Consider the following 26,595-nt stretch of genomic DNA (forward strand, 5'->3'; position numbering starts at 1 on the left):
AACTAACCAGTAACGCGATCCTGCGCTGGTGTTCCGAGCATCGGATCGAATGGCACTACATCGCGCCGGGCAAGCCCATGCAGAACGGCTTCGTCGAAAGCTTTAACGGGCGGATGCGCGACGAGCTACTTAACGAGACCATGTTCCGCAACCTGGCACATGCCCGCGTCGTGATCCCCGCATGGGCCACCGGCTACAACACCGAACGCCCGCATTCGGCCTTGAATTACCAGACCCCNGCCGACTACGCGCGGACCCTGACCACCGCAATCGCCCGCCCCGATACGCGAGATGAAAGCTCCGCGTGTCGGGCGATTGCTCAACCTGCGCCAATCGGCGTAAACATCAATCGGGCTCAAGTCACAGCTGGATGAGAGTTCCGTGGCAGGTCAGGCCGCATCGAGAGCCGGAAAGGCTGTTGGTCATTGCTGCGCCCAGAAGCCAGGCGCGGCGTTTAAAAGTGCATCTCGAAGCGCAAGGAACGTCCGTAAACATCCGAGATATATAGTTTGCTCGTCTTTAGGGAGGCCCGTCCTTTTTGGCTCTGCGTGGGTGGCTTGCTTGAACGGCATCCGCAACAAAGGACCGCTTCCCGCCCCATGCGGTGGAGGCCCACGATAGTCAAGAACATCCCTTATCGGACAATTGCCACACCGTCATCGTTGCCATGCAGTGTTTCCGAGCCAGCCCCTTCGTCGCACTAATGAAGAGTGCTCTTCGAAGCTGGATCTGGATGACGTCAGTGGTCCGGCGCACGAAGTCCTTGAATATGATCTCTTCGACCGTCCGCTCATAGGTGTTGCGCAGTCTACTATATAGATCCTTCACCCGATACTCATACTCGGCCGGGCTCGTTTTCAACAGTTTGGACAACGGCGCGATCCTGTTCTTGAGTTTTCCGATGCGCCCGGCAACGTTGAGCCCCTTCCAGATTATGCCGGCGGCATCGATCTTACCGACGGCGTCCTTGTCGCCGAACACCAGTATCGTCACCCTTCATTAAAAAAAGCTGCCCGAAAGGTATTTGAACCAGTGTCAAGTTTGCGCTCGAATTCAGTCTCCTAAGACAATGCTTAGTGAATCCGATGCTACCTACTGGCTCGCAAATACGATGCTTTGGAGAGTATTATCGTATCTTTTACACGAACTGGAGATCTAAGCGTCAGGCCTGAAGCTCGGCATCCCAATAGAGAAAATCCATCCAGCTTTCGTGCAGATGGCCGGGCGGGAATTTGCGCCCCATGTTGCGCAGCTCTTCGGCGGCGGGTTGGCGCGGCGGTTTGCGCAAAGCCAGCCCCGTGCGGTGCAAGGGCCGCGAGCCTTTGCGCAGATTGCAGGGGCTACAGGCCGCCACCACGTTTTGCCAGCTTGTCACCCCACCCGCAGCGCGGGGCACCACATGGTCAAAGGTCAGATCCCCCTTCGCGCCGCAGTATTGGCAGCGGAATTCATCCCTCAGAAATAAATTAAAGCGCGTGAAGGCCACGCGCTTTTGAGGTTTAACATAGTCTTTGAGAACGACAACGGAAGGGATCCTGATCACCGTAGAAGGGCTGCGCACCACCTCGTCATATTCGGCGACGATCTCGACCCGGTCGAGCCATTTGGCCTTTACCGCTTCTTGCCACGGCCACAGCGACAGCGGATAGTAAGACAATGGCCGATAATCTGCGTTGAGCACCAGCGCGGGGTGGTGTTTGAGCGCCGCCGGGTGGCGGGTAAATTCGGTCCTGAAATCGCCGTCCATCTGGTCGCGTCCTCTGCCCGTTTTAGTCACTATATCTCGCGGTTTCTCTCTGGCAAGACAAAGGTGAACCACTAGATGTCGCCGGTTTTGCCCAAAGATTACGACAGAGGCGTGACAGATGGGCAGAGTTTGTTAACCTTGTGGCATGATGAAAAGCCCCCTGCCCGATGCGCCCGCCCCGCAGTCCCTGCTCGAAGCCGCCGTTTACGTCGATGATTTGGATCCAGCGCGGGAGTTTTACCGCGACATTCTGGGTCTAAAACTGTTTCAAGAGGTGCCGGGGCGGCATATGTTCTTTGCGCTCGGCCCCTCGGTCTTGCTGGTCTTCAACCCCACGGCAACAAGCCAGCCGCCCGGCAATCCGAAGATGCCGGTGCCGCCCCATGGGGCGCGGGGGCCGGGGCATGTCTGCTTTGCGATGAAACGCGATGAGATCGCCGCGATGGAGACGCGGCTGCAGGCCGCCGGGGTCGAGATCGATACCAGCTTTGACTGGCCCAACGGGGCACGCTCACTTTATGTGCGCGACCCGGCAGGCAATTCGGTCGAATTCGCAGAGCCGTGGCTCTGGGATGAGATGAAGGGTTAAAGCCCCAGTTTGTCGCGCATAAAGGCCAGCGCCACGCTCAGCCCATCCGGCGCGATGCCATGGCCGGTGCCCTTCATCACATGGGCGTAGACGTCCTGCCATCCGGCCTCTTGCAGGGCTTCGGCGGCCTGCGGCAGGGATTGCGGCGGCACCACGTCATCGGCATCGCCATGGACCAGCAGCACCGGTGGCTTCACCCGCGCCTCTTCGGCCAGCGCTTCGGGGGTGAGCAGACGCCCCGAGAAGGCCACGATCCCCGCAACCGCATCCTCACGACGCGGGGCCACATGCAGCGACATCATCGTGCCTTGGGAAAAGCCAAACAGCACGACCTGTTCAGGCAGCACGTCTTCGTCCACCATCAGCGCGTCGAGAAAGGCGTCGAGGTCTTCGACCGCGCTCATCATGCCGCGCATCGATTCCTCTTCGGACGATCCGTCGATCCAAGGGATCGGGAACCACTGGAACCCCATGGGCGCACCGGCGCAGGCTTCGGGCGCATCGGGGGCAACGAAGAGCGTATCGGGCAGATGCTCGCTCAGCGGATCGGCGAGGCCCAGCAGGTCAGCCCCATTGGCCCCATAACCATGCAGGAACACCACAACCGACCGTGTGGTGCCAGAGACCGGCTCGCGGCGCTCGGCGTTCAAAACCCGTGTCATGACAATCCTTCCTTTTGTTTCAACACCCGGTAGTAGGCAAAGAGCAAGCGCGCCGCAACCGACCGCCAAGGTGACCAAGCGGCGGCCATGGCGGAGAGGTCTTTCGGCGTTGGCCGGGCAGGCAGATCAAACAGCCCCCGCGCTGCTTCTTGAAGTGCGAGATCGCCGCTGGGAAACACATCGCGTCGCCCAAGGCAGAACATCACATAGACCTGTGCGGTCCATGGCCCGATCCCCGGCATGGCAACCAGTGCAGCGATGGCGTCGCCATCGGACAGGCTGTGCAGCGCGTCAAATTCGAATTCCCGTTCGGCCAAGGCTAAGACATAGCGTGCTTTGGGACGGCTGAGCCCCGCGGCACGCAGCCCGCTATCTCCGGCGCGCAGAACATTCTCCGGCTGATGCAACCCCGCCTCCACCAGCCGCGCATAGATCGCCCGGGCCGAGGCCACGCTCACCTGCTGCCCCACGATAATGTCGAGCAAGCCCGCGAAACCCGGCGGGCGTAAACGTAGTGGCAGCGGACCGGTGCGTGCAAGCGCCATGGCAAAACGCGGCTCGGCCTCGGCCAGCCAAGCGGCCCCCTCAGCCACATCTGCGTCACAGGTGATCGGGGGCGCAAGGCTCACAGCTGCGCCGCCCAGTCCATCATCGCGTCAAGGTCGGTCAGGCAGCGCACCCCCTTTGGCAGGCTCGGCTTTTCGATGAGGATCACCGGCAAGCCAAGGGCGAGTGCGGCGTCGACCTTGGGGCGGCTGGCCGCGCCGCCAAGGTTGCGGCAGATCAGCAGGTCGACGCCAAACTCGCGAAACAGCGCGGTTTCGGTCGCCACCGTGAAAGGCGGATCGCCAAAGATGAGATCCACAAAGTCATAGGGCGCGGGCCGGTCATGGCGGCTGGTCTGGCGCAGCATGAGGCGCGCACCCTCAAACGGCAGAAACTGTGGCAGGCTGGCCCATCCGGTGGCGGCAAAGACGCGGGCCCCGGGCGGCACCGCACGGGCGGCGGCGGGCACATCAGGGACCGACCGCAGCAGCGGATCATCCAAAGCCCAGCCGGGGCGCGCAAAACTGACAAAGGGCTTATCCAAGCCGGCGGCAGTGGCAAAGCCTGCGTGGCTCAGCCCCGCGTCGAACCCATGGCTGAGGTCCAAAACCGCGTCAAAACCCGCCATGTCGCGCAGCAAGGCGGTGGTATCTTCTGGGTCGCGCATCTCAAACGCAATCGGCATCGGATTGCTGCCGCGCGGCGGTTCCGTCAGCCATGCGGTGACCCTGTGACCGGCCTCAGCCAAGGCGACGCCAAGCTGCCGCGCCTCGGCAGTGCCAGCGAGCAGAAGAAGGTTCAGCGAAGGACGGTTTGGGGCGGTCATCGGCGCGATCATCGGCGAGCTTGCCGCCGGGCGCAAGCGGGATCGGAGGCGCAAAAACCGCGGCCGGGCTTGCCCTTACGCATCGGCAGGGCTACGCCTTGGCGGGAAGTGAGGAATTCAGACATGATCGACGACAGACGCGCCCGGCGCAACGTAGCGGTGCTGGTGGCAGCGCAGGCCTTTCTCGGGGCGCAGATGCCGATGATTTTCCTCGTGGGTGGTCTTGCCGGTCAGTCGCTGGCGACCAATGTCTGTCTTGCCACGCTGCCGATCTCGATGATCGTGCTGGGCTCCATGCTCTCGGCCACGCCGGTTTCGGCCATCATGCAAAGGTTTGGCCGACGGGCGGGGTTTTTTCTGGGGGCTGCGGGCGGAGCATTGGGCGGCGCGGTCGCGGCCTATGGGCTTTATCTGGCGTCGTTCCCGGTCTTTTTGCTCGGCTCCCTGCTGACGGGCGTCTATATGTCGGCGCAGGGGTTTTACCGTTTCGCCGCCGCCGATACCGCCTCGGATGACTTCCGGCCCAAGGCGATCTCTTATGTGATGGCAGGCGGTCTGGTCTCGGCCATCATCGGGCCGCAGCTTGCCACGGCGACCTCTGGCAGCCTCGTGGTGCCCTTCCTTGGCACCTATCTGGCGGTGGTGGCGGTAAACCTCATCGGCGCGCTGCTGTTTCTTTTCATCGACATTCCAAAACCGCCGATCCCGGCCCATGACGCCCCCAAGGGCCGCAGCCGCTGGGAGCTTCTGACCACGCCGCGCATCGCCGTGGCGGTGATCTGCGCCATGGTGGCCTATGCGCTGATGAACCTCGTGATGACCTCGACCCCGCTGGCCGTCGTCGGCTGCGGATATAGCCAAGACAACGCGGGCTATGTGGTCACTGGCCATGTGCTGGCGATGTTCGCGCCGTCCTTCTTTACCGGCCACCTGATCAATCGGTTCGGCGTTGAGCGGATCATGGGCCTTGGCATTGCAATCCTTGCCGCCGCTGGCCTGGTGGCGCTGCAAGGGGTGGAACTGGGCAACTTCTTTGTCGCGCTGATCCTTTTGGGGCTGGGCTGGAACTTTGGGTTCATCGGGGCCACCACCATGCTCGCGGGCGCGCATGAGCCGCATGAGCGCGGACGGATGCAGGGCCTGAACGATCTGCTGGTATTCGGCGGCGTGACCGTCGCCTCGCTGGCCTCGGGCGGTTTGATGAACTGCTCAGGCGGCACGGCGCAGGAAGGCTGGGCGGCGGTGAACTTTGCCATGGTGCCATTCTTGGTGCTGGCCGGCGGCTCGCTGATCTGGCTGGTGCTGCGCAGCCGCAGAGAGACGCAGCTGAGCTAAGCGCCTACCAGCGCGACACCATGGCCCGCAGCGCGAAATGGCGGCGCGGGTCAGGCAAGCCTGCTTCGGAGACCTTTTGCGGGTCTGCTACAGCCGCGTGCAAAACAGGTCCGGCATGGGCGGCAGGCAGCAGCGCCGCGCGAGCCTCATTTGGAATTTGCCCCCGTTTGGCCCGCGCTGACTTCAGGCGGTCCAGTGCTCCCTTAGCAAGGGCCGAAACCCCTTCCGCCGTGCCATCCAGTAGCGGCACACGGCCCGCCTCCTCCAAATTCGGAATCGCACAGAGCCATGCGGCGATGCCGGTGGCATAGGCCGCATCACGCACGATCGCTTCTTGCGTCGCACCAAGGCGGCGCGCGGCGACCCACATCAAATGGCCTGCGGTTTGGTCGATGTAGCGCGCAAAGTGCTCCGCATCCTCAAAGGGGTCTTTGTAGATGTCCCACCGCCGCGCAGCGACGAGTTCATCGAGCAGTTCCGCATCCTCGGGCGCGATGGCGCGGGCCAGCGGCGTGGTGACTTCGTGGCGCCTGACGGGACCGCCCTTGGCAATCTCCTCCAGCGCGTCGCGCCACCATTGCAGGCGCATCTCGGCGATCATCGCTTCTTGGGTCACCCAAGGCGCGCGGGCGACTTCGACGTTGAAGGCATAGAGCGGAAACAGCAGCCTGCGTGCTTCCACAGGCGCGGCCATGGCGGCGCGAAACCGCCACGGGTCGGCGCGCTCTACCATGGCGGCGCATGCGTTCAGGTCGGCGTGGAAAGTCATAGGGGACGGGCCACCGTCAGCAGGTAGCCAAACTCATCCCGGTGGGCACGCCAGCAGGCGATTTCCGCCTCGGTTGCATCGAGCACCTGTGCCAATGCGTCATCCGCACCGGGGCGCAGCTTTTCGATGCGGGCCTCCAGCGGGGTGTAGTAATTCTCCCAAGCTTCCTCCGACAGAACGCGGGTCGCCACGACCTCATATCCCGCCGCGCGCACCCGTTCAGCAATGCCGTCTGGGTCGCTCATCGCGGGATAGTCGGCCCATTGCGCGCGGGCGTCCTCCGAGGGGGTATCGGTCAGCCAGCAAGGCTCGGAGAATGCCACCACGCCACCCGCGCGCAGGGATTTGCGCCAACGGGTCAGCGCCTCGGTCACGCCAAGGAAATAGACCGCACCGGCGCACCAGATCAGGTCGTATTCATTGGCGATCGCGGCCATATCGGCGCGCAGCAGGGTGACATTGCCATCCGCCACGAAACGACCCCGCGCGGTGTCGACGAAATGCGCGGTCTTATCGAGTGCGGTGACATGCCCCTGCGGGATCGCCGCGCGGAGTGCGCCGATGTCACTGCCGGGGCCACAGGCCACATCCGCAATCTCGGCGCGCGCAGGCAGGTCGACCTGCTCCACGGCCCAGTTCACGTCCGAGGGCTCTCCCGGCCCTTCGCGTGGCAGATCCCGGTGCAGAGTAAAAAAGGCAGTCATATCGTCTGTCATTGGGCGCGGTCCCGGATCAATTTCCAACGTATCGCATCTAGCAGTGCCTCGAAGGAGGCGTCGAGTATGTTGGCGCTGACGCCCACGGTGGACCAGCGCCGCCCCTGCCCGTCTTCGCTGTCGATGATGACGCGGGTGGTGGCTTCGGTGCCGCCTTGGGTGATGCGCACTTTGAAGTCAACCAGACGCATGTCATCCAGCAGGCTGCTGTACTTGCCCAAATCCTTGACCAGCGCTTTGGAGAGGGCGTTGACCGGACCACGGTCCGCGCCATCCTCGTCCAGCGATTCCGAGACCGAGAGACGTTTTTCTCCGTCGACATCGACCACCACGACCGCCTCGGAAAGGCTGACCATCCGGCCTTCGGCATTGCGGCGACGTTCGACCGTGACCCGGTAACGCTCCACCTCGAAAAGATGCGGCAACTGGTCCATCACGTCGCGGGCGAGCAGCTCGAAACTCGCCTGTGCGGTGTCATAGGCATAGCCCTGCGCCTCGCGGTCCTTGACCACTTCCAAGATCCGGCCAAGCGCCGGATCGCCCTTGGCCACGGCCAGACCGGCATCGCTCAGCCGTTTGCGCAGATTGGATTGCCCGGCTTGGTTCGACATCGGAATGACGCGGGTATTGCCGACCAGTGCGGGGTCGATATGTTCATAGGTGCTGGGGTCTTTGGCGATGGCGCTGGCATGCAGCCCCGCCTTATGCGCAAAGGCCGACGACCCCACGAAACCTGCCTGTTTCATCGGCACGCGATTAAGGATTTCGTCCAGCATCCGGCTGGTGCGGGTTAGACCGCGCAGCGCGTCACGGCTTACACCGATCTCAAAGCGACTGGCATAGGGCTCTTTCAGCAGCAGGATCGGGATCAGGGTGGTCAGATTGGCGTTGCCGCACCGCTCGCCCAGCCCGTTCAGCGTGCCTTGGATTTGGCGCGCGCCTGCGTCGACGGCAGCCAGCGTGCAGGCCACGGCGTTTTCGGTGTCGTCATGGGTGTGAATGCCCAGCCGGTCACCGGGGATGCCTGCGGCGATCACATCGCGGGTGATGCGGCCGATCTCTTCGGGCAGGGTGCCGCCATTGGTGTCGCAGAGCACGATCCAGCGCGCACCCGCGTCATAGGCCGCGCGGATCGCCTCAAGCGCGTAGTCCGGGTTGGCCTTATAGCCGTCGAAAAAATGTTCAGCATCAAACAGCGCCTCGCGCCCTTGGGCGACCAGATGGGCGATGGATTTGGCGATGTTGTCGGTGTTTTCCGCCAGCGTGATGCCAAGGGCGGTTTTGACGTGGAAGTCATGGGTCTTGCCGACGATGCAGACCGACTGCGTCCCTGCGTTCAATACGGCGGCCAAAACGTCGTCATTTTCCGCTGACATGCCCGCGCGTTTGGTCATGCCAAAAGCGGTGAGCCGTGCCGAGGTGGGCGGTGCCGCGTCGAAGAATGCGCTGTCGGTTGGGTTCGCACCGGGCCAACCGCCTTCGATATAGTCCACGCCAAGCGCATCCAGCGCCTCGGCGATCTGGCGTTTCTCGTCGGTGGAGAATTGAACGCCTTGGGTCTGCTGCCCATCGCGCAGCGTGGTGTCATAAAGCCAGAGACGTTCGCGCGTCACAACAGCCCCTCCAGCTGCGCCCGATCAAAGCCGGGCGGTGGGGTCAGTTTCACGCCGTCCTTGCTCATCTGGACTTCGATCCCAACAGAGGTGAGCGCGGTTTTGATCCGATCAACCTGCGCGAAATCCTTGGTCTCCATCGCGGTGGCACGGGCATCACTCAGAAAGGCTTCGATATCTGTCAGATCCAGCGCCTGCACTGCGGCCCAATCGGGGATCAACTCATCCAGCAGCCCCAAAAGCTTCAACGCCCCGCGCAGACCCGCCGTATCGCCCGCATTCGACAGACGGTGGCATTCGGTCAGCGCACCGTGGGTATTAAGGTCATCCGCCAAGAGCGTGACGAGGTCCGGTGAAGGCGTCGCGGCCTCAGCCTCCGCCGCCTGAAGATACCATTTGCGAAGGGTCTTCTCGGCCTCCTCACGCTTTTTCTCGGTCCAGTCCATCGGCTTGCGGTAATGGGTTGAGAGCATGACGAAGCGGATCACCTCACCCTGCACGCCCTGATCCAGCAGATCGCGCACGGTAAAGAAATTGCCCAAGCTCTTGGACATTTTCTTGCCCTCGACCTGCAACATCTCATTGTGCAGCCAGTAGTTGGCGAACCCGTGGCCCGCGCATTTGGATTGGGCGATCTCATTCTCATGGTGCGGGAACTGCAGGTCGATGCCGCCGCCGTGGATGTCGAAACGCTCCCCCAGCAGGTCATGCGCCATGGCGGAGCATTCGATATGCCAGCCCGGACGGCCCTGCCCCCAAGGCGACTCCCACCCCGGAGTGCCCTCGTCCGAAGGTTTCCAGAGTACGAAATCCATCGGGTCTTCTTTGTAAGGCGCGACTTCAACCCGCGCGCCTGCGATCATATCGTCGACCGACCGGCCCGAAAGCGCGCCATATTCGGCATATTTGCGCACCCGGAACAGCACATGGCCCTCGGCCTCATAGGCGTAGCCCTCATCGATCAGCCCGCGGATCATTGCGACCATCTGGGGGATATACTGTGTCGCGCGAGGCATGTGGTCGGGCTCCAAGGCGCCCACGGCGGCCATGTCGTCCAGATACCACTGGGTCGTCTCGGCTGTGATCTCGCCGATGCTGCGCCCGCTGTCGGCGGCGCGGGCGTTGATCTTGTCATCGACATCGGTGAAGTTGCGCACGTAAGTAACGTGTTCGGGGCCATAGACATGCCGTAGCAGACGGTAGAGCACATCAAACACGATCACGGGCCGCGCGTTGCCCAGATGCGCGCGGTCATAGACCGTGGGACCGCAGACATACATCCGCACATTCTGCGCATCAATCGGCGTGAAATCCTCTTTCTTCCGGGTGGCGGTGTTGTGCAGCTTGATCGTCAGGTCACGGGTCATGGGCAGGCGTCCTTGCGCGGGTGTGACGCGGGCTTGGCATAGTTTTGTCAGAATGGGAATGACGTGAACAGCGGCCCGCGAGAATGTCTCAGCGGGTAATGCAGCAAATAATGAGCGTTGCGGTGTTCATGACCGGGTTGTAGCAAGCCCGCCGCCCTGCGCCAAGCCCCTTGTCCGGTTAAGTTTTATGCGCGCAGCGCGCGGCCATGACGGACGAAGACAGCCTGCTTGGGGACAGCATTGCCCATCTTTGCCAGATGACATGCCCGCCACGCGGCCTTTCCGCACAAAAAAGGCCGGCCTCCTTTCGGAAGCCGGCCCCCTATCCAAGCGAGTTACCCCGCCAAGATAGATTAGAAGCGCATGGAACCACGCAGGGAGATGGTTGTCGCGTCCAGATCGTCGCCTGTGCCGCCTACGTCATCGAATTTGTGCTGCAGCACTTCGCCACCGACGGTGTAACGGTCTGTGACTTTATATGTGACGCCCAGACCGGCGAAGGGGCCAGTTTCGTCACCAACGTCGGTGTCGGCGCGGGCTGCACCAGCTGTTGCATAGACCAGCGTGTTGCCGAAGTCGTAACCGGCTTTCAGCTTAGCGCGTGCAACGGAATCCGCGGCGACGCCTGTGTTGCCCAGGTCGATGTCGGTTTTGTCATAGTCGAGTTCACCACCCAGTACGAACTTGCCGAAGTCATAGTCGTAACCGGCGTGGAAACCGTAGGACGTGTCGTCACCGTCAAGGGTGCCGCTGTCGCTGTCGATGTCGGTTTGACCAACCTGAAGACCGGTGTAGAAGCCTGTCCAGTCGCCATCAACGGCCACGGGTGTCGGCGCAGGTGTGAAAACCGGTGCTTCAACTGTGGTGTCTTCCAGCGATCCGGCTGCTGCTGCACCCGCGAAGGCGCTGGATGCGATCAGGGCGATGCTGGCGATTGTTGTCGTGCGTTTCATGTTCTGCTCCTTAAATACAGGTGACCTGCGATCCTCGCCGCAGGGTCACTTACGCAACGCCTCATCTAGTATTGGGTTTCAGTTTTTTCACTTCACAGATTTGCGATGCGCTGATTGTCGCGCATTTGCAACATACCCTCGGCCAACCGCCGCTTAAGTTATGTATCAAGTGTGTTTCCGCCTTGGGGCCTAGCGATAATTATCAATATGCATCAGATACTTGCCGCCGCAATACGGATAATGCAGCCCCAGTCACTGTCACCCAAGTGCAAAAAAGCCTGCGCGGATCGGCCCTGCACCGACGGTAGCATTGCAAGCAGGATCCGTCGTTCAAAGCCACTACCTTAAAAACCACACTAAAATCATTCCTCGACGCCTGACACCGACCAAGGCTTGCTGTCAAAGGTGAACGGGTTATTTGCCTCTATTACCAGCAAAAAGGAGCAGACCCCACCCCATGTCTTGGATCACCACCCATCTAGAGATCGTCATCATCGTGATCCTGACGCTGCTGGCGGCGATCGTGATTTTACAACAGCGCCGCACGCCGCAATCGACGGCGGCTTGGCTGCTGTTCATCATCGCGCTGCCATGGGTGGCGGTGCCGTTGTTTCTCGGGCTGGGCTTTCGCAAACAATCTTCGCGCTACTCCCCGGTGCATTTCCTCAAAGGGGAAACCGGAGGGCCGCCGCCCCGTCCGGTGCATACGCTGGACGCGACGATGCAGTATTTCGGCCTGCCCGCCGCCGCCCATGGGCAAGACCTGCGGCTCTTGGGTGATCCGACAGCGGCGCATGAAGCCGTGATGGCGCTGATCCAAGGGTCCGAGAAACGGATCGACGCGCTTTTCTACATCGTTGCCAATGACGACACCGGCCGTATCTTTGTCGATGCGCTGACCGAACGCGCCAAGGCCGGTGTCAAAGTTCGGCTGCTGATGGACCGTTTGGGCACCCTGCGCGGCCCGGCCGCGGCACTGCGCCGCCTGCGTGCGGCAGGGGGTGACGTGCGCTTTTATTCACCGCTGTTGCAAGTGCCGGGCTCAGGCCACCTGAACCTGCGCAACCACCGCAAAATGATTATCGCGGATGATGCGCGGGTCTTTTCAGGCGGCATGAACATCGGCGCGCACTACCTCGGCCCCACGGCGCTTCAGGACGGCTGGACCGATCTGGCCTTCTTGCTTGAGGGGCGCGCGGTACAGAGTTTCGGCGATGTTTTCCGCTCGGACTGGGGCGTGGCCAGCGGGGAGGCTTTGGACCCTGCCCCATCGGTCGCGTCGGATACGGGCGGGACCGCCACAGTGCAATTGGTTCCTTCCGGCCCCGATATCACCGAAGACCCGCTGCACGACGGTCTGATCCGCGCGCTGCATTTGGCTGAGGCGCGGATTTGGCTCGTGACCCCCTATTTCGTGCCGACCGAAGCACTTGGTGCGGCTTTGACGACCGCAGCCCGCCGCGGTGTGGATGTGCGAGTGCTGGTGCCCGAACGCTCCAACCAACGGCTGGCGGATTTTGCCCGCGGTGCCTACCTGCGCGACCTGCACGAAGCTGGCGGCCACGTGCTGTATTACCAGCCCGGGATGATCCACGCCAAAGCCGGGATCATCGATGATATGGGGCTTGTGGGTACCGCCAATTTCGACGTGCGCAGCATGTTGCTGAACTTTGAGGTGACGCTTTTTGTCTATGATGCGGGGTCGGTCGCAAAGCTGCATGACTGGTTTGAACATCTCTCCGAACACTGCGCCATGGAGAAACCTCCGACGGGGATGATCCGCAAGGTGGCCGAGGGGCTGTTTCGTTTGGGAGCGCCTGTTCTATGATCCCCTCCGTCGCCCCCCAATCGCTGCGCATCGTCAGCTATAACATCCGCAAGGCCCTGGGCACCGATAGACGCCGCGATCCGGAGCGGATCATGCGGATCATCCGCAGCTTGCATGCAGATGTGGTGGTGCTGCAAGAAGCCGACCGCCGCCGCGCCCCGCGCCCCTCTGCCCTGCCGCTGGATCGGGTCGAAGAGGTCACGGGCATGCGCCCCGTGCCAACGCCAAGCGATGTCAGCATCGGTTGGCACGGCAATGCCGTTTTGGTCCGCCCCTCCGCCAAGATCGATCAGGTGGCGCATCTGACCCTGCCGGGGGTCGAGCCGCGCGGTGCCATGGTGGCCGACCTGCACATCGGCGCGCGGCAATTGCGGGTCATCGCCTCGCATCTTGGCCTGCTGCGCCCCTCCCGCAAGGAACAGTTAAGCGCCATGATCGCTCACCTTGATGCCTGCGCCGCCTGCCCCACGCTGATCGCGGGCGATCTGAACGAATGGTCGCAAAAGGTCGGGCTGGGGCGCTTGGCGAAACGTTTTACGATCCATGCACCGGGCAAGAGCTATCACGCCCGGATGCCCGTGGCTTTTCTTGATCGCATGGCGTTGGATCAGCATCTGACAGTGCGCCAAGGCGGCGTGGTCGAGACGTCGCAGACCCGCCGCGCGTCGGACCATCTGCCGATCTGGCTCGACGTGGCGCATCGCTAGAGCGGGTCATCCCGTAGCCCAAGCCAGTTCGCCCACCATCATGTTGCAAGCCTGCTGCGGATTGGAGAAGGCGACCTGCATATCAAAGGCCATGCGCACATCCGTTCGCGCCTTGGCAATCGTCGCATCCGTCGCCCCAAGCCGCCGTGCCGTGGCGATATTCTGGTTCGCGTCGTGCCGCAATTTGCGCACGCTCTCATAGCCGCCCGCAAAGCCTGCACATTGTTTGGCGGTCAATTCCGCCGCCGCCGCCCGCCGCGCCGCGGCTTCCATGGGTGAGGCCGGAGGTTCGACACAGGCCGCCAGCGATCCGGTGAGAAATCCCAATATAACAAGACGTTTCATCAAATTCTCCCTTTCACATCTTTGATAGGGAGGGACTGGTTTAATTTTGGTTAACGACTGTTTTGCCTCACGGCCAAGACCTAACGGCGGGGCCCATCAGACCGCGCTCAACCCGGATCTCATCATTGCACCGACGCTGGCGACAGCGCCAAGCGCGCGCGGCACGCGCCCGGCATCCAGCAGCCGCAATCATCAGACCCTGTCGCCCTTCAATACATAGTTAACCCTGCGCGGTTAAGAAATCTCTCTAGGGCCTAGCAGACCTAACCCAAAGCATATGCCGAAGACCCACCTGCTCAGATTGACGCAAAAGTTACCCGATGAAAGCCTAGTGCAGGACAAATTGAGAGTAAGTCATGATATTCTTTAGATTATTCTGCGCGAGCGCCAAGGCCGTTCTGGGGGCATTCTTTTGGCTTTGTTTTTCAACCATGGTGCTTTCGCACGGCGCATGGCTGGGCGGCGGCGGCGTTTCGCTGACCGATGCAAGCCGTCAACAGATCGCGGACCGGGTCGCGGCGGGGCTGCCGCCGATTTCAGCCGGTGATAACATTGCCATCATTGCCGACTTTCCCGTCATAGCCGAAGGCACGCTTGATGGTCCGGGCGGCTATGCCACGTTGTATGTGCCCGCCGGGACCGAAGTCACATCCGCCTATATAACTGATGCTACAGGCGCGGCCCGCGACGCCCGCCCGGCGCGTGCCTCGACGGGGTCTGGCGTGTCTAAGGGTTGGGGTCCGAAGGGCCAGCAAGCGTTTGATATCTCTCCCAACGGCTGGGCTCCCTCTGACACGGCGCAGTGCCAGGCAGCGGGGTTTTCCATCGCCAATTGCAATGCCGGGCTGGCCTATATCTATGGCGATACTGGTATTTTCTACTCAACCCGTCCGGATACTGCATTGTTCGCAAACGGGTCGGATATCGCCACTTTAGAAAACGGGTACCTCGTCAATCCCACGAATGGCAGCCCTTGGGGCAGCGTTGGCGGCACCGGCACCGCCCGCGTTCACAACAAATGGGACGCGGTTCAGATCAACGCCTTCGGTTCTGGGGGGACAATCGACCCAAACGGTTTCTCAACACAAGAAGAGACCACGATTACGGGCGGTCGGGGGGCGACACCCTTTCGCGCGGGCAGCCCCGTGGCAGGCCCGGATTCAGGATCCGATTGGGATCGCTACGGCACCACCGGCCCTTGGAACCGGATCAGCTATCCCGGTTCCTGCGAAGCGGATGATCCGCTGCTCGCGGGGCCAGACGGGCCTGCCACTGGCGCCGGTTCAGTCTTTCCCGAAACGCTGGACCCGGGCGTTAACTCTTACGAAGCCTGCACCGAAACGACCGCGGGGTTTAACCTGAATAGCAGCGCCGCGTCCTTTTTGCCGAGCGGCACAAACGCAGTGCGCTACGCCTTCGGCGGGATCGCGCAGGGAGAGACTTATTACGCCGTCATGGAAGTGAAAGTCAGCGACCCGGCCAACATCGGATATTTTAATGCCGAAGGTCACGGCGGAGATTCCGCCGAAGGCGCCTCTGCCGGGAACGACAACCCGTGGCGCTACTGGGTCGCCGGAACCTCAGCCGTCTCACCTGCGGGGCCTGAGGACCTTTTCGTATCAATCTCCATTACAGCAGTAAACGGCACCCCCTATTCGGGGGGCGACGTTCCGCAGGGCGCCACGCTGACCTACCGCGTCAGCTATGTGAATACGTCGCTTAGCCCCATGACCAATGTGCAAACCTCGGTAACCCTGCCGCCAGAAATTTCGGGTACGACGAACTTTCAGGTCATCTCGGGCGAAGACATCCGCCCTGCGACCACCCCGACAAACGGCACTTTCCCGCTCCTTCCGATGACCAGCTTGAACGGCCTTGGAAGCGGCGCCATCGAGTTTGATGCCTATGTCTCTACCGCGGCGGGAGGCAGCATCACCGCCGATGCCGCGAATTCCAGCGATGAAGGCGGTGCCGATACCGACAGCGTCAGCGTTAACGTCACCGCCGTGCCAGCCGATACGCTTCCAACCTGTTCTGGAACGCGGTTTTCAATCGTCGATTGGACATCTGACAGCCCTGCAGCCCTCGGCGCGACATCTACTTTCACCCGCTATGGAGTCGGCGGTTCACTCAGTGCAACTGCAAACGCTGATGCCAGAATTGGCCGCGCAGCCGCGATCGGAAACGCAAATGAACTCTACTCCGCCGGGTATGGCGGCAATCCCGTGTTCACACAGCAATATGCCACCTTGAATATTGATTTTGACACCCCCATGGACTCCGTCCTTTTCTACGTCACGAGCTTGGAATTCGACGAATCCGTAGCGATCTATGGCGAACGCAATGGCGTGCGCGTGCAACCTGCCATCGCCGACGGCCCGCTTTCGGCCTCCATGTTTCGCCGGGCCAATGCCGATGGTTCTGTTTTGGCAGAGCGCGACAGCGCATTCTCGACAACAGCCTTACCCGAAAATTTTGCCGTAGAAGTCGGATTTGGCGCCCCGGTTGATCGGGTCGTGATCGATCATGGCACCCGCAAAAACAACAGCGCAAACTTCGCCGGATCTCTGCAACTGACCGACATCCAAGCCTGTGCCGACTTTACCGACGCGCCATCGATATATGGGGATGCACTCCATACGATGGGGTCAGAGTCCACGGTCTATCTGGGCGATGCTTTGACAAGCGATGCAGGGCCAGGGAACGCCGATGATGCGGGGTCGGACGATGACGATGGCATAACGATTCCCCCGCTCATCCAAGGTTTTATCGCAACACTAGAAGCACGTGTCCAAGGCGACGGTGGCTTTTTGACCGCTTGGATCGACTACGACGGCAACGATGTCATGGCCCTTGCAACCTCCGAAGAAATCGCGCGCGATTTGCAGGACGATGGCACCGGTGGGGATCAGGTCGCGGGCGATGGCCTGATCCAATTTGACGTGATTGTCCCGGGTGACGCGGTACTAGACCAGACCTTTGCCCGCTTTCGGTGGTCTACAACTCCGGTCGTCGGCGTGGCCGATGTCTCCTTGGATGGGGAGGTCGAAGACTACCCGATCAATATCGCTGCGGCCCCTCTGGTCGATCGCGGTGATGCTCCGGCAAGCTATGGCGACCCTTTGCACATCATCGCTGAAACCGGCATCGCGGGGACCTACTTAGGGGCCCTCCCTCCTGACCCCGAGGCTGCCTCTCAAGCAAGTGCAGATGCTTTGGGCGACGATCTCGACGGGAATGACGACGAAGACGGGGTCACGCTCCCCCAGCTCTTTGCTGGCGGTACGACAGAGATAACCGTTTTCGTAAACGAGGTGACCGGCGGGGTCGGTAGTTTGACAGGCGGCGTGGCCTATCTTCAGGCGTGGATCGACTTTAACGGCAACGGGCTCTTCGACGCCACAGAGCAGATCGCCTCTGATCTGCAAGACGGCAGCGCTTCGGATAAAGATGGCACGCTGAATGGCGAGATCCGATTTGATGTGAACGTACCGGGAAGCTCCGTGCTCACGCCGACATTCGCGCGGTTCCGATGGTCGACCACCGAGGGCGTCGTCCCCGTCGCACTTGACGGAGAGGTTGAGGACTACAGGCTGACAGTTTCCGGCGATGTTCCTCCGGTTTCCTGCGACAGTGGCCTATACCTGCTGTCTGACGATCCAACGCAGTTGCGCAAACTGCGCTTTACCGACACCGGGTCGGGTTATTCTATGTCATCACAAACCCTCGGGACAGCGCCGCGCCGGCTGGCAGCCGGCTGGGGATACAACGAAATCGATGGCTATATCTATGGCGTCCGCCCCGGCAAAGATGAGCTGTGGCGCGTGGACGGCACCGGAAACTTCACCAAAATGCCTTCATTCCCAAACAGCGCCGAAAGGGCCGAAGATGCGGGCGATATCTTGCCCAACGGTATAATGGTCTACGAAGCAGACGACGTCACCTGGCAGTTGTTGGATTTGACCGACCCCAACAATCCGATCGATGCCGGGCAATTGACCCTCTCCCAAGCCGTCACGGTGTCCGATTTCGCCGTAAATCCATTGGACGGATTCATTTACGGCATCAACGAAGACACCGGCAGCCTGTTTCGCGTGTTCGCGAACAATGGTCTCGCCGGTTTCTCCACGGTGGTGGAATTTGGGCCCAGTGTTTATACGGGCATCTGGTCCGCGATTTTCTTTGACGAGAACGGCCAGATGTATGCCTATGAGGAGGTATCGAACTCAATCTACCTAATCGATACGTCGACCGGCAATCGGTTAAGGCTGGCAACGGGCACGGATGAGGGCGGTTTCAGCGATGGCACCTCGTGCCGCGGCGGGACACCTTTCGTACTGTCCGGTCTGGGTGGCAATATCTATGTCGATCAAGACGGTTCCGACATAAAAGACGGGGCAGAAGAGAACTTGGCGGGCGGTATCCGAGTGGATTTATACTCCGATAACGCAACGCCGAATGATCTGGACGATGACAGCTTCATCCGGACCGTCGATACCGAGCCTGACGGAACATACGCCTTTGTCGGCTTGCCTGCGGGCACCACCTACCGGGTAGAGGTCGATGTGAATGACGCAGACCTCCCCCCCGGCGCGCAGATCGGAACCTCAAACCCCCTCGTTGGTGTAAAGGCCGATTCGGGCGCCTTTACAGTGGCCTACGACTTTGGTTTCGATCCGCAGTTTTCTGACCTCTCAATCACCAAAGAGGCCTTTCAAGCGGGCACCACCTCTCCCGTCACAACCGCTGTCGAAGGCGACATCATCGACTGGGTGATCAGCGTGACAAACGACGGCCCTGGCTCGCCTTCGGGGGTCAAGGTGATTGAAAGCATCCCCGCAGGTTTCGCCTATATCAGCGACACGGCTCCTCCGACCGGCGATTATTTCGACCCAAGTACAGGGCTTTGGTTCGTCGATGAAATTCTGCCGGGTGCGACCGAAACCCTTACCATACGTGTCCGTGTCACGGCGGGTGGCAACTATACAAACGTCGTTGAGATCGTGAGCAGTTCCCTACCCGACCTCGACAGTGATCCAGCCGTTGGTCTGGCCCAAGATGACTTGCAGGACGGGATTGCCGACGACGACGAAGCCAGCGTCACGATCGCTCTCGCAACCTCGGGCGGTGAAATTTCAGGCCAGCTGATCCGGGATGATGGTCGCGGCGGGGTCGCGCACGATGGCTCTGCCACGGGCGACGAGGTAGGCACGAATGCAGGAACCATTTTGCTGCTGGACGATGCCGGTGCGCTTCTGGCAAGCCCGCAGGTCGGCGCCGATGGACGATGGTCCTATCGGCTCGCGCCGAACTACACTGGCAGTCTGACCGTCTCCACGGTGCCCGCCGAAGGGTGGAGAGCGATTTCCGAGCGACCGGGCTCACTGCCGGGCTTGGTGAACAGCGATCCACATGATGGCTCGTTCAGCTTCACCCCTTCGCCTGAGACCGATTACAGCGGACTTACCTTAGGCATTATTCCACTTCCCACTTTGAGTGAGGACCGTGACGCGCACATCGGCGCGGGCCAAATCGCCCTTTTGCCGCATCTCTATCGAGCCAGTTCATCTGGCATCACCACCTTTTCCGTAGAGAACATTTCCGAGCCTGCGGTCGGTGCATTTTCAGTTGCGCTCTTTATCGACAACGATTGCGATGGCGCGCCCGACACCCCGCTGAACGTGCCAATTTCCGTTCAAGCGGGGGACGAACTCTGCCTGATCTCGAGGGTCTCGGCGGGTGGCGGCCTGCCTCCGGGCAGCGCTTTGACCTACGAGGTGCAAGCCGCCACGGACTTTTCCGGAACCACTGCTTCGCACATTACAACCGATACGGATCGCGTGACGGTCGAAGTCGGTGGCAGTCAGCTCGTTCTGGTGAAAACTGTACAGAACGAAACGCAAGGCACGGGTGAGGGCTATTCAAATCAAGCGTCGCCCGGGGATGTACTGGTCTACCGCATCACAGTGGTGAACCCGAGCCAGCGCATTGCATCCGCCATCGTCATTTACGACCGAACGCCGCCCTATACACGATTGGCAGAGGCCGTCGCCACGCCGCAAACCGTGAGCCCCTCGCTGATCTGCGATCTCGCAACCCCAAGCGACAACCTACCGGGATATGAAGGCCCCCTGCGGTGGGATTGCAGCGGGACGCATGCCGCAGGCGCCGAAGGAAGTGTGTTTTTCAAGGTCCGCGTGACACCTTGATCGGAACCGCTGTTCAGACAGTCGGCGCAGAAAGTGGGATTTTGATCTTTACGATTAACCCCTTGTCTTGCGGCACCAGTTCGGCTTGCCCGCCGTGACGGCGCAGGACATCTTTAACAATCGCAAGACCAAGACCACTGCCTTGCCCTTCGCTTAGTTGGCCAAACCTCTCGAACGCGGCCTCGGCACTGCCTTCGGGAATGCCGGTGCCGTCATCCTCTACAGCCAAAACTGCAAACTGCCCCTCTACCGTGGTGCTGACGCGGATCGCGGTGAGGCTGCCGCCGCCATGGGTCAGCGCGTTTTCAAGCAAATTGGTGATCGCTTCGGCGAGCAGCACAGTGTCGCCCGCAACGTGGAGCGGCGTGGTGCAAGGTTCACAGCCAAAGCCAATGTCCCGCGACAGTACCGTGGGAGCAAAGTCACTGCACACTTCGGCAACGACAGCGTTGAGCTCAAGCCGGTCGAATGCAGGGGCTTCGTCGTAGCGCAACCGTTCAAGAGACAGCAACTGGTTGGCCAGCCGCGCTGATTTGCGGGCCGCAGCAATCAATTCGCGTTCTCTCAATCGACGCTCTTGCGGGTCGCCGACATCTGGCAAAACCTCGGCCAATGACAACAAGGCTGAGGCGGGGTTGCGCAGTTGATGCGCGGCGTTGGAGATGAAGACCTGATGGTCTTCGATGCTCTGGCGCACCTGCCCGAAAAGCCGGTTCAATGTGGCAACGATACCAAAGACCTCAGCCGGGACCGAGCGGCGGATATCGCGCAGGTCATCGGGGGATCGGTGTTGGATCGCGTCTTGCAAATCGTTCAAGGGGCGCAGGCCGATCTTCACCCCGAACCAGACCACCAAAGCAAGGGCCGCCATCAGACTGGCGATCAAGGCCGCCGCGCGCCGCGCCAAGGCAGCGGCGAAGGCATTGCGATCACTGTCCCTCTGCCAGACCGTGACAATCGTGTCGCCCGTCAGGTTGCCGATGGTCGTACTCTCCCGCATCCGCAAAACGCGCACAGGCTCGCCGCGATATTCAGCCATCGTGTAGTTCAGCCGATCCTCGCCCGCCCGGCCACCAGAGACGGGTGGATAGGCATAACCGGTGATGTAATGCCACCGGGGCCCGTGACATGGTAAAAGAGCTCACCGCCCCCGGCGTCCGAGACAAAATCCCGCGTGCTGGGCGAAAGCGCATCCCCACCAGAAATCGCCACATCGCGGGAGATCGCCAAAGCTGCGGCCAGCAGGCTGCGGTCGAACAGGGTTTCAGAGGTGCGCTGCGCCACTTCAAAGCGCCAAAAACCCAAGAACGATCGAAAGCAACAGCAGCGGCGGCAGGATCAGCATGAACAGCCTAGAGCGCAGCGACATCGAGGTCATGCGCTATCGACCTCCAGCATATAGCCCAGCCCGCGCGCGGCTTTGATGCGGATGCCGAAGGGCTCCAACCGTTTGCGAAGACGGGAGACATGCGGCTCGATTGCGCTGTCTTCCTGCGCGGCACCGGTGCGATAGACATGGGTGATCAGTTGGGATTTCGAGACGATCCGCCCGCGCCGTTCCAGCAGGCATTCCAAGGTCGCCAGTTCTTTACGAGGGAACGCCAGCGGCTGTTCGTCCTTCAACAACTGGCGGTTGGTACGGTCAAAGACCAAGGGGCCAATCGCGTCGCGGGCGGCGAACTCAAGGTTTTTGCGCCGCGCCATGGCCCGCAGCCGGGCCTCCAACTCATCCATCTCGAAGGGCTTGGTCAGGTAATCATCGGCACCGGCATCCAGCCCTGCTACTCGCTCTGAAGTCTCTGCCCGCACGGTCAGCGGGATCACCGGCGTGCCATCGCCACGGCGGCGCAGCCGGGTCAGAATCTCCAGCCCATCACAGCCGGGCAAGTTGCAATCAAGTACGATCAGGTCGGCCCCTTCGTGCCTCAGAAAGGCATCCGCCTCTTCCCCATCGTGCAGCAGGTCCACCGCATGGCCGCGATCGCGCAGGCGATGGGCAATTCCTTGAGCAAGGGCCTCATTGTCTTTGATGACTGCTATGCGCATGATTAAAACTTAATCCTAATGCGCAAGTTTCGCGCAAGGTTGGAAAGGCAGAGTGCCCGTGTTGGAGGAGGGATTCGTTCCCTAAAACAAATCCGAACGACGGCAGACGTAAAAGTCTGACCGCTATAGAATGTCTACGGGAGGACACCTATGACTATCAAGTATTTCGCCGCAACCGCTGCATCCGCCGCCTGCCTCGCCGCCCCGGCGCTGGCCGAGGTCGACTTTGCAGGCAATACAATCGAGTAGGTCATCCCCTTCTCGGAAACCGGCGGCTCGGCCAAATGGGCCAACTTCTTTGCGCCGCTCTTGTCCGAAGAACTGCCCGGCAACCCCACGGTCGTCGTGAAGTTCATGCCGGGTGCGGGTTCAACCAAAGGCGCCAACTGGTTCCAAGAGCAAGAGCATGACGAGGGCACGGTCCTTTTCGGCACCTCCGGCTCGATCTGAACCCCACAGACGGTGAGAAATTCGACGGCACCGCCAATAACCTCAAAGACGTCAACTTCATCTACGGCTCGCAAGGGGCCACGCGCCTTGACCTCGTGCCGCTGCTGGCATGGGAAATGCTGGGGCATGAATGTCGAGCCAGTTTTCGGCATCAAGGGCCGTGGCGATGGCCGTCTGATGTTTGAGCGCGGCGAGGCCACGATCGACTATCAGACCTCTTCAAGCTACCTCGGCGCCTCTGCGGTTCTCGTCGAAAAGGGTCAGGCCGTGCCGATGATGACATGGGGCGCGCTGGACGACGATGGCTACATCGTTCGTGACCCCACCTTCCCCGACATCGCGACTTTCAAGGAAGTTTGCGAAGCGACCGAAGGCTGCGCCACCGAAGGTGAAGCATGGGACGCATGGAAAGCCTTCTTTATCGCAGGTTTCCCTGTGCAAAAGATCGCCTACCTGCCCGCAGGCACCCCCGACGATGTGATCGCGACCTACACGGCGGCCTTTGACGCGGTGCGCAACCGCGACGACTTTGCCAAGATCGCTGAAAAGCGTGTCGGTAAGTACCCCGTCTTCGTAGGCGAAGGCGCGGCAAAGGCTACGCAGCGCGGCACGACCGTCTCTGCGGAGGCGAAAGCCTTCGTCACCAACTGGCTGCAAGAAGCCTATGGCGTTTCGCTGAAGTAAGCGGAACCCTCTCGGCCCTGGGTCAATCCCGGGGCCACCCCCCTTTATTCTAACATTTCGAGGTCGGTGCGATGGTTCTGTTCGCAACCGCTCTGCCTGCGCTTGGCGATGCATGGGCTCTCATTCTGCAACCTATGGTTCTGGGATATCTGCTGCTGGGCGTGGTCATGGGCCTCGCTGTCGGGGTCTTTCCCGGCCTCGGCGGGATCGCGGGGCTGTCGCTGCTTTTGCCCTTCATGTTCGGCATGGACCCTGTGCTGGGTCTGGCGCTGATGATTGGCATGGTCGCGGTGGTGCCAACCTCTGACACATTCGCCTCGGTCCTCATGGGCATACCAGGGTCTTCGGCCAGCCAAGCCACGGTGCTCGATGGGTTTCCGATGGCCAAAAAGGGCCAAGCCGCACGGGCGCTTTCGGCGGCTTTCACCTCATCCCTCTTTGGCGGTCTGGTTGGCGCGGCGTTCCTGACGATGTTCATCGTCATCGCGCGGCCCATCGTTTTGTCCTTCGGCCTGCCCGAAATGCTGATGATCTCGATCCTGGGTCTGTCGATGGTCGCGGTTCTGGCCGGGCGCGTAGCGCTCAAAGGTCTGGCGGCGGCGGGCCTCGGCCTGCTGATCGGCACCATCGGTGAGGCCGATGCGGGCGGCTCCCTGCGGATGGCGACCTATGACATCCCCTACCTGACGGACGGGCTGAAACTGGTAATCGTCGGCCTTGGCATCTTTGCCGTGCCCGAGATCGTTCCGCTTCTGCGCCAAGACCGGGCGTTTTCCAAAGAAGCCAAACTTGGCGCGGGCTGGGGTGAAGGCGTGCGTGATTGGGTTGCCAACAAATGGCTGTCGGTGCGCTGTTCGCTGATCGGCGTGGTCGTCGGCATCATCCCCGGCCTTGGTGGGTCAGTTGTTGACTGGATCGCCTATGGCCACGCGGTTCAAACGACGAAAGACAAATCGAATTTCGGCAAAGGCGAAGTGCGCGGCGTGATCGGGCCGGAAAGCTCGAACAACGCGAAAGAGGGCGGCGGCTTGGTCCCTACCCTGCTCTTCGGCATTCCGGGTTCTGGCTCGATGGCAATTTTCATCGGTGCCATCGCGCTTTTGGGCTCTGGCGAGATCGAAGTTGGCCCCTCGATGCTACGCGACAACCTCGACATCACCTATTCCATCGTCTGGTTGCTGGCGCTGGCCAACGTCGTCGGCACGCTCTTGTGCATCGCGGCCTCGGGCGGCATTGCCAAGCTGACCACCATCCGCTTCACCTACCTCGCGCCGTTCCTGTTCATGCTGATCTCCTTCGCGGCGTTCCAGTCGGGGCAGAACTTCGAAGGCATCCTCGCGCTCTTCGTGATCGGCCTAATCGGCATCTTCCTGCGCCGCTTCGACTGGTCGCGCCCAGCCTTCTTGATCGGCTTCGTGCTGTCCAACCCGGTCGAGAAATTCTCGAACCAAGCCTTCCAGATCGCATCGTTCCGGTTCCGCAAATCTTTTGAGGAAGGCATGGAGTATGTCTTCTCCCCTATCGTCATCGTTCTGCTGATCATCACTGTGGTCTCTGTCGTGCTGGGCCTGCGTCAAGCCAAGTCGATCATGGCCGAGGGCGACGTTCAGTCCGGCTCCAAACGCGCACCGTTCGTCTTTCTGCTGCTGATCATGGGCTATGTGGTGGCCGCGCTGGTGAATGCCTCGCTGATCCCTGATTACAACATGACCGACAAGATCGTGCCGCTGGTTGTTGGCGGCATCGCATTGGCCGCGCTGCTAATCCTGCTGGTGCAAATGATCCTGCGTCCCGAAAGCGATCCGATCTTTGCCGACAAGGAAGGCTCGGGCGAGGACGCGGATGCGCCCTACGGGTTGTGGAGCACGCTGGCATGGTTCGTGGGGCTGATCGTCGCCACCTATTTCGTCGGCTTTATCCTCGCGCTCTTGGGCTTTTTGATCAGCTTCCTGCGGGTTCGTGCACAGGCGCATTGGCCGAAAACCCTGATCCTGACCGCCTGCGGCATCGCGCTGATGTGCGTCATGGCCGGGGCACTCAACCGTGATTTCCCGCCGGGTCTGCTGCAAGGCGCAGTCGATCTGCCCTGGCCGCTGAACTGAGGAGCTTAGAGATGACACAGACTGCTATCCCCTATCTCTTCATGCGCGGCGGCACCTCGCGGGGGCCATACTTCAACCGCGCGGATTTGCCTGAAGACCGCGAAACCCTCGCCGAAGTGCTGCTCGCCGTGGTGGGCTCCGGCCATCCGCTCAACATCGACGGCATCGGCGGCGGCGCGGCGGTGACCACCAAGGTCGCGATGCTTTCACCTTCGGAGGACGGTTGGGCCGATGTGGACTATTTCTTTGCTCAAGTTTCGGTCGAGGATCGGTTGGTCGATTTCAAACCGACCTGCGGCAATATCCTGTCGGGTGTCGGGCCAGCGGCGGTGGAATTGGGCCTCGTCCAACCCACCAGCGATGTAACGGATGTCAAAATCCACGCGGTCAACACCGGGGCCAAGGTGCTGTCGAAAGTGCTGACCCCCGGTGGCGTGCTCACCTATGACGGCGACACCGAGATCGCGGGCGTGCCCGGAGCCGGTGCCGCCGTGGCGCTAAACTTCATGGGTGTCGTCGGCTCTTCGACCGGAGCGTTTTTGCCCACGGGCAACATCCGCGATACCTTTGACGGGATCGAAGTCACCTGCATGGATGTCGCCATGCCGATGGTCATTGCCCGCGCGGCGGACTTTGGTCTGACGGGGTATGAAAGCGTCGCCGAACTCGACGCGAACAAAGATTTCTTCGCGCGGATGGAGGCAATTCGCCTTCAGGCCGGGGCCGCCATGGGCATGGGGGATGTGGCAAAATCCGTCACGCCCAAGTTCGGTCTGCTGGCCCCTGCCCGCGATGGCGGCACAATCGGGACGCGCTATTTCATGCCGTGGAACACGCACCCCTCCATGGCGGTAACCGGGGCGCAATGCCTAGCGTCCTGCGCGCTCACGCTTGGCAGTGTGGCCGATGGCCTGTTGGAACGCCCCATTCAAAGCCCCGCCAACGTTGTGCTCGAACATGCCTCTGGCACGATTGACGTGCTGGTGGATTACGACACGTCCGACGGCTTCGCGCTGAACTCTGCTGGTCTGCTGCGGACGGCGCGCAAGCTGGCGGATGGCTGCGTCTTTGTCCCCTCACGCATTTGGGAGGGTCGCTGAC

21 protein-coding genes and 2 pseudogenes are annotated in these 26,595 nt (G+C 61.2%); 9 read left to right on the top strand and 14 right to left on the bottom strand.

Annotated elements, in window-relative coordinates:
* Positions 1 to 374, top strand: a 374-nt coding sequence (locus tag A3722_RS21935) for an integrase core domain-containing protein (RefSeq protein WP_150120578.1), incomplete at its 5' end; no start/stop codon positions are given.
* A 247-nt stretch (positions 375 to 621) separates the two neighbouring features.
* Here the strand turns inward: A3722_RS21935 and A3722_RS21940 are convergent.
* Both A3722_RS21940 and A3722_RS21945 read right to left on the bottom strand, forming a co-directional pair.
* Positions 622 to 981 carry a hypothetical protein gene (locus A3722_RS21940; RefSeq protein WP_150119943.1) on the bottom strand — a complete coding sequence of 120 codons (360 nt, stop codon included), beginning with the start codon at positions 979 to 981 and terminating at the stop codon, positions 622 to 624.
* 181 nt (positions 982 to 1,162) lie between these two features.
* Positions 1,163 to 1,747 (bottom strand): HNH endonuclease, encoded by a 585-nt coding sequence (locus A3722_RS21945; protein ID WP_067621954.1) that lies wholly within the window; start codon positions 1,745 to 1,747, stop codon positions 1,163 to 1,165.
* Positions 1,748 to 1,892: 145 nt separating this feature from the next.
* Here A3722_RS21945 and A3722_RS21950 point away from each other — a divergent pair, with 145 nt between their 5' ends.
* Positions 1,893 to 2,336, top strand: coding sequence for a VOC family protein (locus A3722_RS21950; protein ID WP_067621951.1), 444 nt, complete (start codon positions 1,893 to 1,895; stop codon positions 2,334 to 2,336).
* Here A3722_RS21950 and A3722_RS21955 read toward each other — a convergent pair.
* The 3 genes from A3722_RS21955 to A3722_RS21965 are packed head-to-tail and all read right to left on the bottom strand — an operon-like array spanning position 2,333 to position 4,370.
* On the bottom strand, positions 2,333 to 2,998 hold the full coding sequence (locus A3722_RS21955) for an alpha/beta hydrolase (protein WP_067621947.1): 666 nt from the start codon (positions 2,996 to 2,998) through the stop codon (positions 2,333 to 2,335). The genes A3722_RS21950 and A3722_RS21955 overlap by 4 nt on opposite strands.
* Positions 2,995 to 3,627 carry a DNA-3-methyladenine glycosylase family protein gene (locus tag A3722_RS21960; RefSeq protein WP_067621944.1) on the bottom strand — a complete coding sequence of 211 codons (633 nt, stop codon included), beginning with the start codon at positions 3,625 to 3,627 and terminating at the stop codon, positions 2,995 to 2,997. Before A3722_RS21960 ends, A3722_RS21955 begins: the two co-directional genes overlap by 4 nt.
* On the bottom strand, positions 3,624 to 4,370 hold the full coding sequence (locus tag A3722_RS21965; RefSeq protein ID WP_161487406.1) for a precorrin-6A/cobalt-precorrin-6A reductase: 747 nt from the start codon (positions 4,368 to 4,370) through the stop codon (positions 3,624 to 3,626). The genes A3722_RS21960 and A3722_RS21965 overlap by 4 nt, the downstream gene beginning before the upstream one ends.
* A 123-nt stretch (positions 4,371 to 4,493) precedes the next feature.
* On the opposite strand from A3722_RS21965, the gene A3722_RS21970 reads away from it, so the two are divergent.
* Positions 4,494 to 5,705, top strand: a complete 1,212-nt coding sequence (locus tag A3722_RS21970) for an MFS transporter (RefSeq protein WP_067621937.1) — start codon at positions 4,494 to 4,496, stop codon at positions 5,703 to 5,705.
* Between the two features lie 4 nt (positions 5,706 to 5,709).
* On the opposite strand, the gene A3722_RS21975 is transcribed toward A3722_RS21970, so the two are convergent.
* From A3722_RS21975 to A3722_RS21995, 5 genes are all read right to left on the bottom strand, one after another.
* Positions 5,710 to 6,474 (bottom strand): squalene/phytoene synthase family protein, encoded by a 765-nt coding sequence (locus A3722_RS21975; RefSeq protein WP_067621934.1) that lies wholly within the window; start codon positions 6,472 to 6,474, stop codon positions 5,710 to 5,712.
* Positions 6,471 to 7,190, bottom strand: coding sequence for a class I SAM-dependent methyltransferase (locus tag A3722_RS21980; protein ID WP_067621931.1), 720 nt, complete (start codon positions 7,188 to 7,190; stop codon positions 6,471 to 6,473). The genes A3722_RS21975 and A3722_RS21980 overlap by 4 nt, the downstream gene beginning before the upstream one ends.
* Positions 7,187 to 8,803, bottom strand: coding sequence for a citramalate synthase (gene cimA / locus A3722_RS21985; protein ID WP_067621928.1), 1,617 nt, complete (start codon positions 8,801 to 8,803; stop codon positions 7,187 to 7,189). Before cimA ends, A3722_RS21980 begins: the two co-directional genes overlap by 4 nt.
* Entirely contained in the window at positions 8,800 to 10,170 is a 1,371-nt protein-coding gene (gene cysS, locus A3722_RS21990) for a cysteine--tRNA ligase (RefSeq protein WP_067621924.1), read from the bottom strand. The genes cimA and cysS overlap by 4 nt, the downstream gene beginning before the upstream one ends.
* A 353-nt stretch (positions 10,171 to 10,523) precedes the next feature.
* A complete protein-coding gene (locus A3722_RS21995; RefSeq protein ID WP_067621921.1) occupies positions 10,524 to 11,123 on the bottom strand; it encodes an outer membrane protein in 600 nt (199 codons plus the stop codon).
* 457 nt (positions 11,124 to 11,580) lie between these two features.
* On the opposite strand from A3722_RS21995, the gene A3722_RS22000 reads away from it, so the two are divergent.
* Together A3722_RS22000 and A3722_RS22005 are read left to right on the top strand one after the other, a co-directional pair.
* Positions 11,581 to 12,951: a phospholipase D-like domain-containing protein gene (locus A3722_RS22000; RefSeq protein ID WP_067916460.1), complete on the top strand. Its 1,371-nt coding sequence runs from the start codon at positions 11,581 to 11,583 to the stop codon at positions 12,949 to 12,951.
* Positions 12,948 to 13,658: an endonuclease/exonuclease/phosphatase family protein gene (locus A3722_RS22005; RefSeq protein ID WP_067622057.1), complete on the top strand. Its 711-nt coding sequence runs from the start codon at positions 12,948 to 12,950 to the stop codon at positions 13,656 to 13,658. Before A3722_RS22000 ends, A3722_RS22005 begins: the two co-directional genes overlap by 4 nt.
* A 6-nt stretch (positions 13,659 to 13,664) precedes the next feature.
* On the opposite strand, the gene A3722_RS22010 is transcribed toward A3722_RS22005, so the two are convergent.
* Positions 13,665 to 14,003: a hypothetical protein gene (locus tag A3722_RS22010; protein WP_067622059.1), complete on the bottom strand. Its 339-nt coding sequence runs from the start codon at positions 14,001 to 14,003 to the stop codon at positions 13,665 to 13,667.
* Positions 14,004 to 14,434: 431 nt separating this feature from the next.
* Here A3722_RS22010 and A3722_RS22015 point away from each other — a divergent pair, with 431 nt between their 5' ends.
* A complete protein-coding gene (locus tag A3722_RS22015) occupies positions 14,435 to 20,212 on the top strand; it encodes a DUF11 domain-containing protein (protein WP_161487366.1) in 5,778 nt (1,925 codons plus the stop codon).
* 13 nt (positions 20,213 to 20,225) lie between these two features.
* Here A3722_RS22015 and A3722_RS22020 read toward each other — a convergent pair whose 3' ends face one another.
* The 3 genes and pseudogenes from A3722_RS22020 to A3722_RS22025 all read right to left on the bottom strand — a co-directional run bounded on the left by A3722_RS22020 (position 20,226) and on the right by A3722_RS22025 (position 22,258).
* A complete protein-coding gene (locus tag A3722_RS22020) occupies positions 20,226 to 21,083 on the bottom strand; it encodes a sensor histidine kinase (protein WP_330220390.1) in 858 nt (285 codons plus the stop codon).
* Positions 21,084 to 21,179: 96 nt separating this feature from the next.
* A pseudogene (locus A3722_RS25020) lies at positions 21,180 to 21,496 on the bottom strand (sensor histidine kinase N-terminal domain-containing protein); the annotation flags it as partial.
* Positions 21,497 to 21,586: 90 nt separating this feature from the next.
* The gene (locus A3722_RS22025) at positions 21,587 to 22,258 is read right to left on the bottom strand and encodes a response regulator transcription factor (protein WP_067628044.1); all 672 of its coding nucleotides are present in this window, start codon (positions 22,256 to 22,258) and stop codon (positions 21,587 to 21,589) included.
* A 150-nt stretch (positions 22,259 to 22,408) separates the two neighbouring features.
* On the opposite strand from A3722_RS22025, the pseudogene A3722_RS25390 reads away from it, so the two are divergent.
* The 3 genes and pseudogenes from A3722_RS25390 (at position 22,409) to A3722_RS22040 (ending at position 26,594) form a co-directional block, all read left to right on the top strand.
* Positions 22,409 to 23,392 (top strand): annotated as a pseudogene (locus A3722_RS25390) (tricarboxylate transporter).
* 71 nt (positions 23,393 to 23,463) lie between these two features.
* Positions 23,464 to 25,494 (top strand): tripartite tricarboxylate transporter permease, encoded by a 2,031-nt coding sequence (locus A3722_RS22035; protein ID WP_067628046.1) that lies wholly within the window; start codon positions 23,464 to 23,466, stop codon positions 25,492 to 25,494.
* A gap of 11 nt (positions 25,495 to 25,505) precedes the next feature.
* The gene (locus A3722_RS22040) at positions 25,506 to 26,594 is read left to right on the top strand and encodes a 4-oxalomesaconate tautomerase (protein WP_067628049.1); all 1,089 of its coding nucleotides are present in this window, start codon (positions 25,506 to 25,508) and stop codon (positions 26,592 to 26,594) included.
* Position 26,595 lies beyond the last annotated feature (1 nt).

Source organism: Sulfitobacter sp. HI0027, from assembly GCF_001634775.1.
In the GTDB taxonomy this organism is placed as follows: Bacteria; Pseudomonadota; Alphaproteobacteria; order Rhodobacterales; family Rhodobacteraceae; genus Sulfitobacter.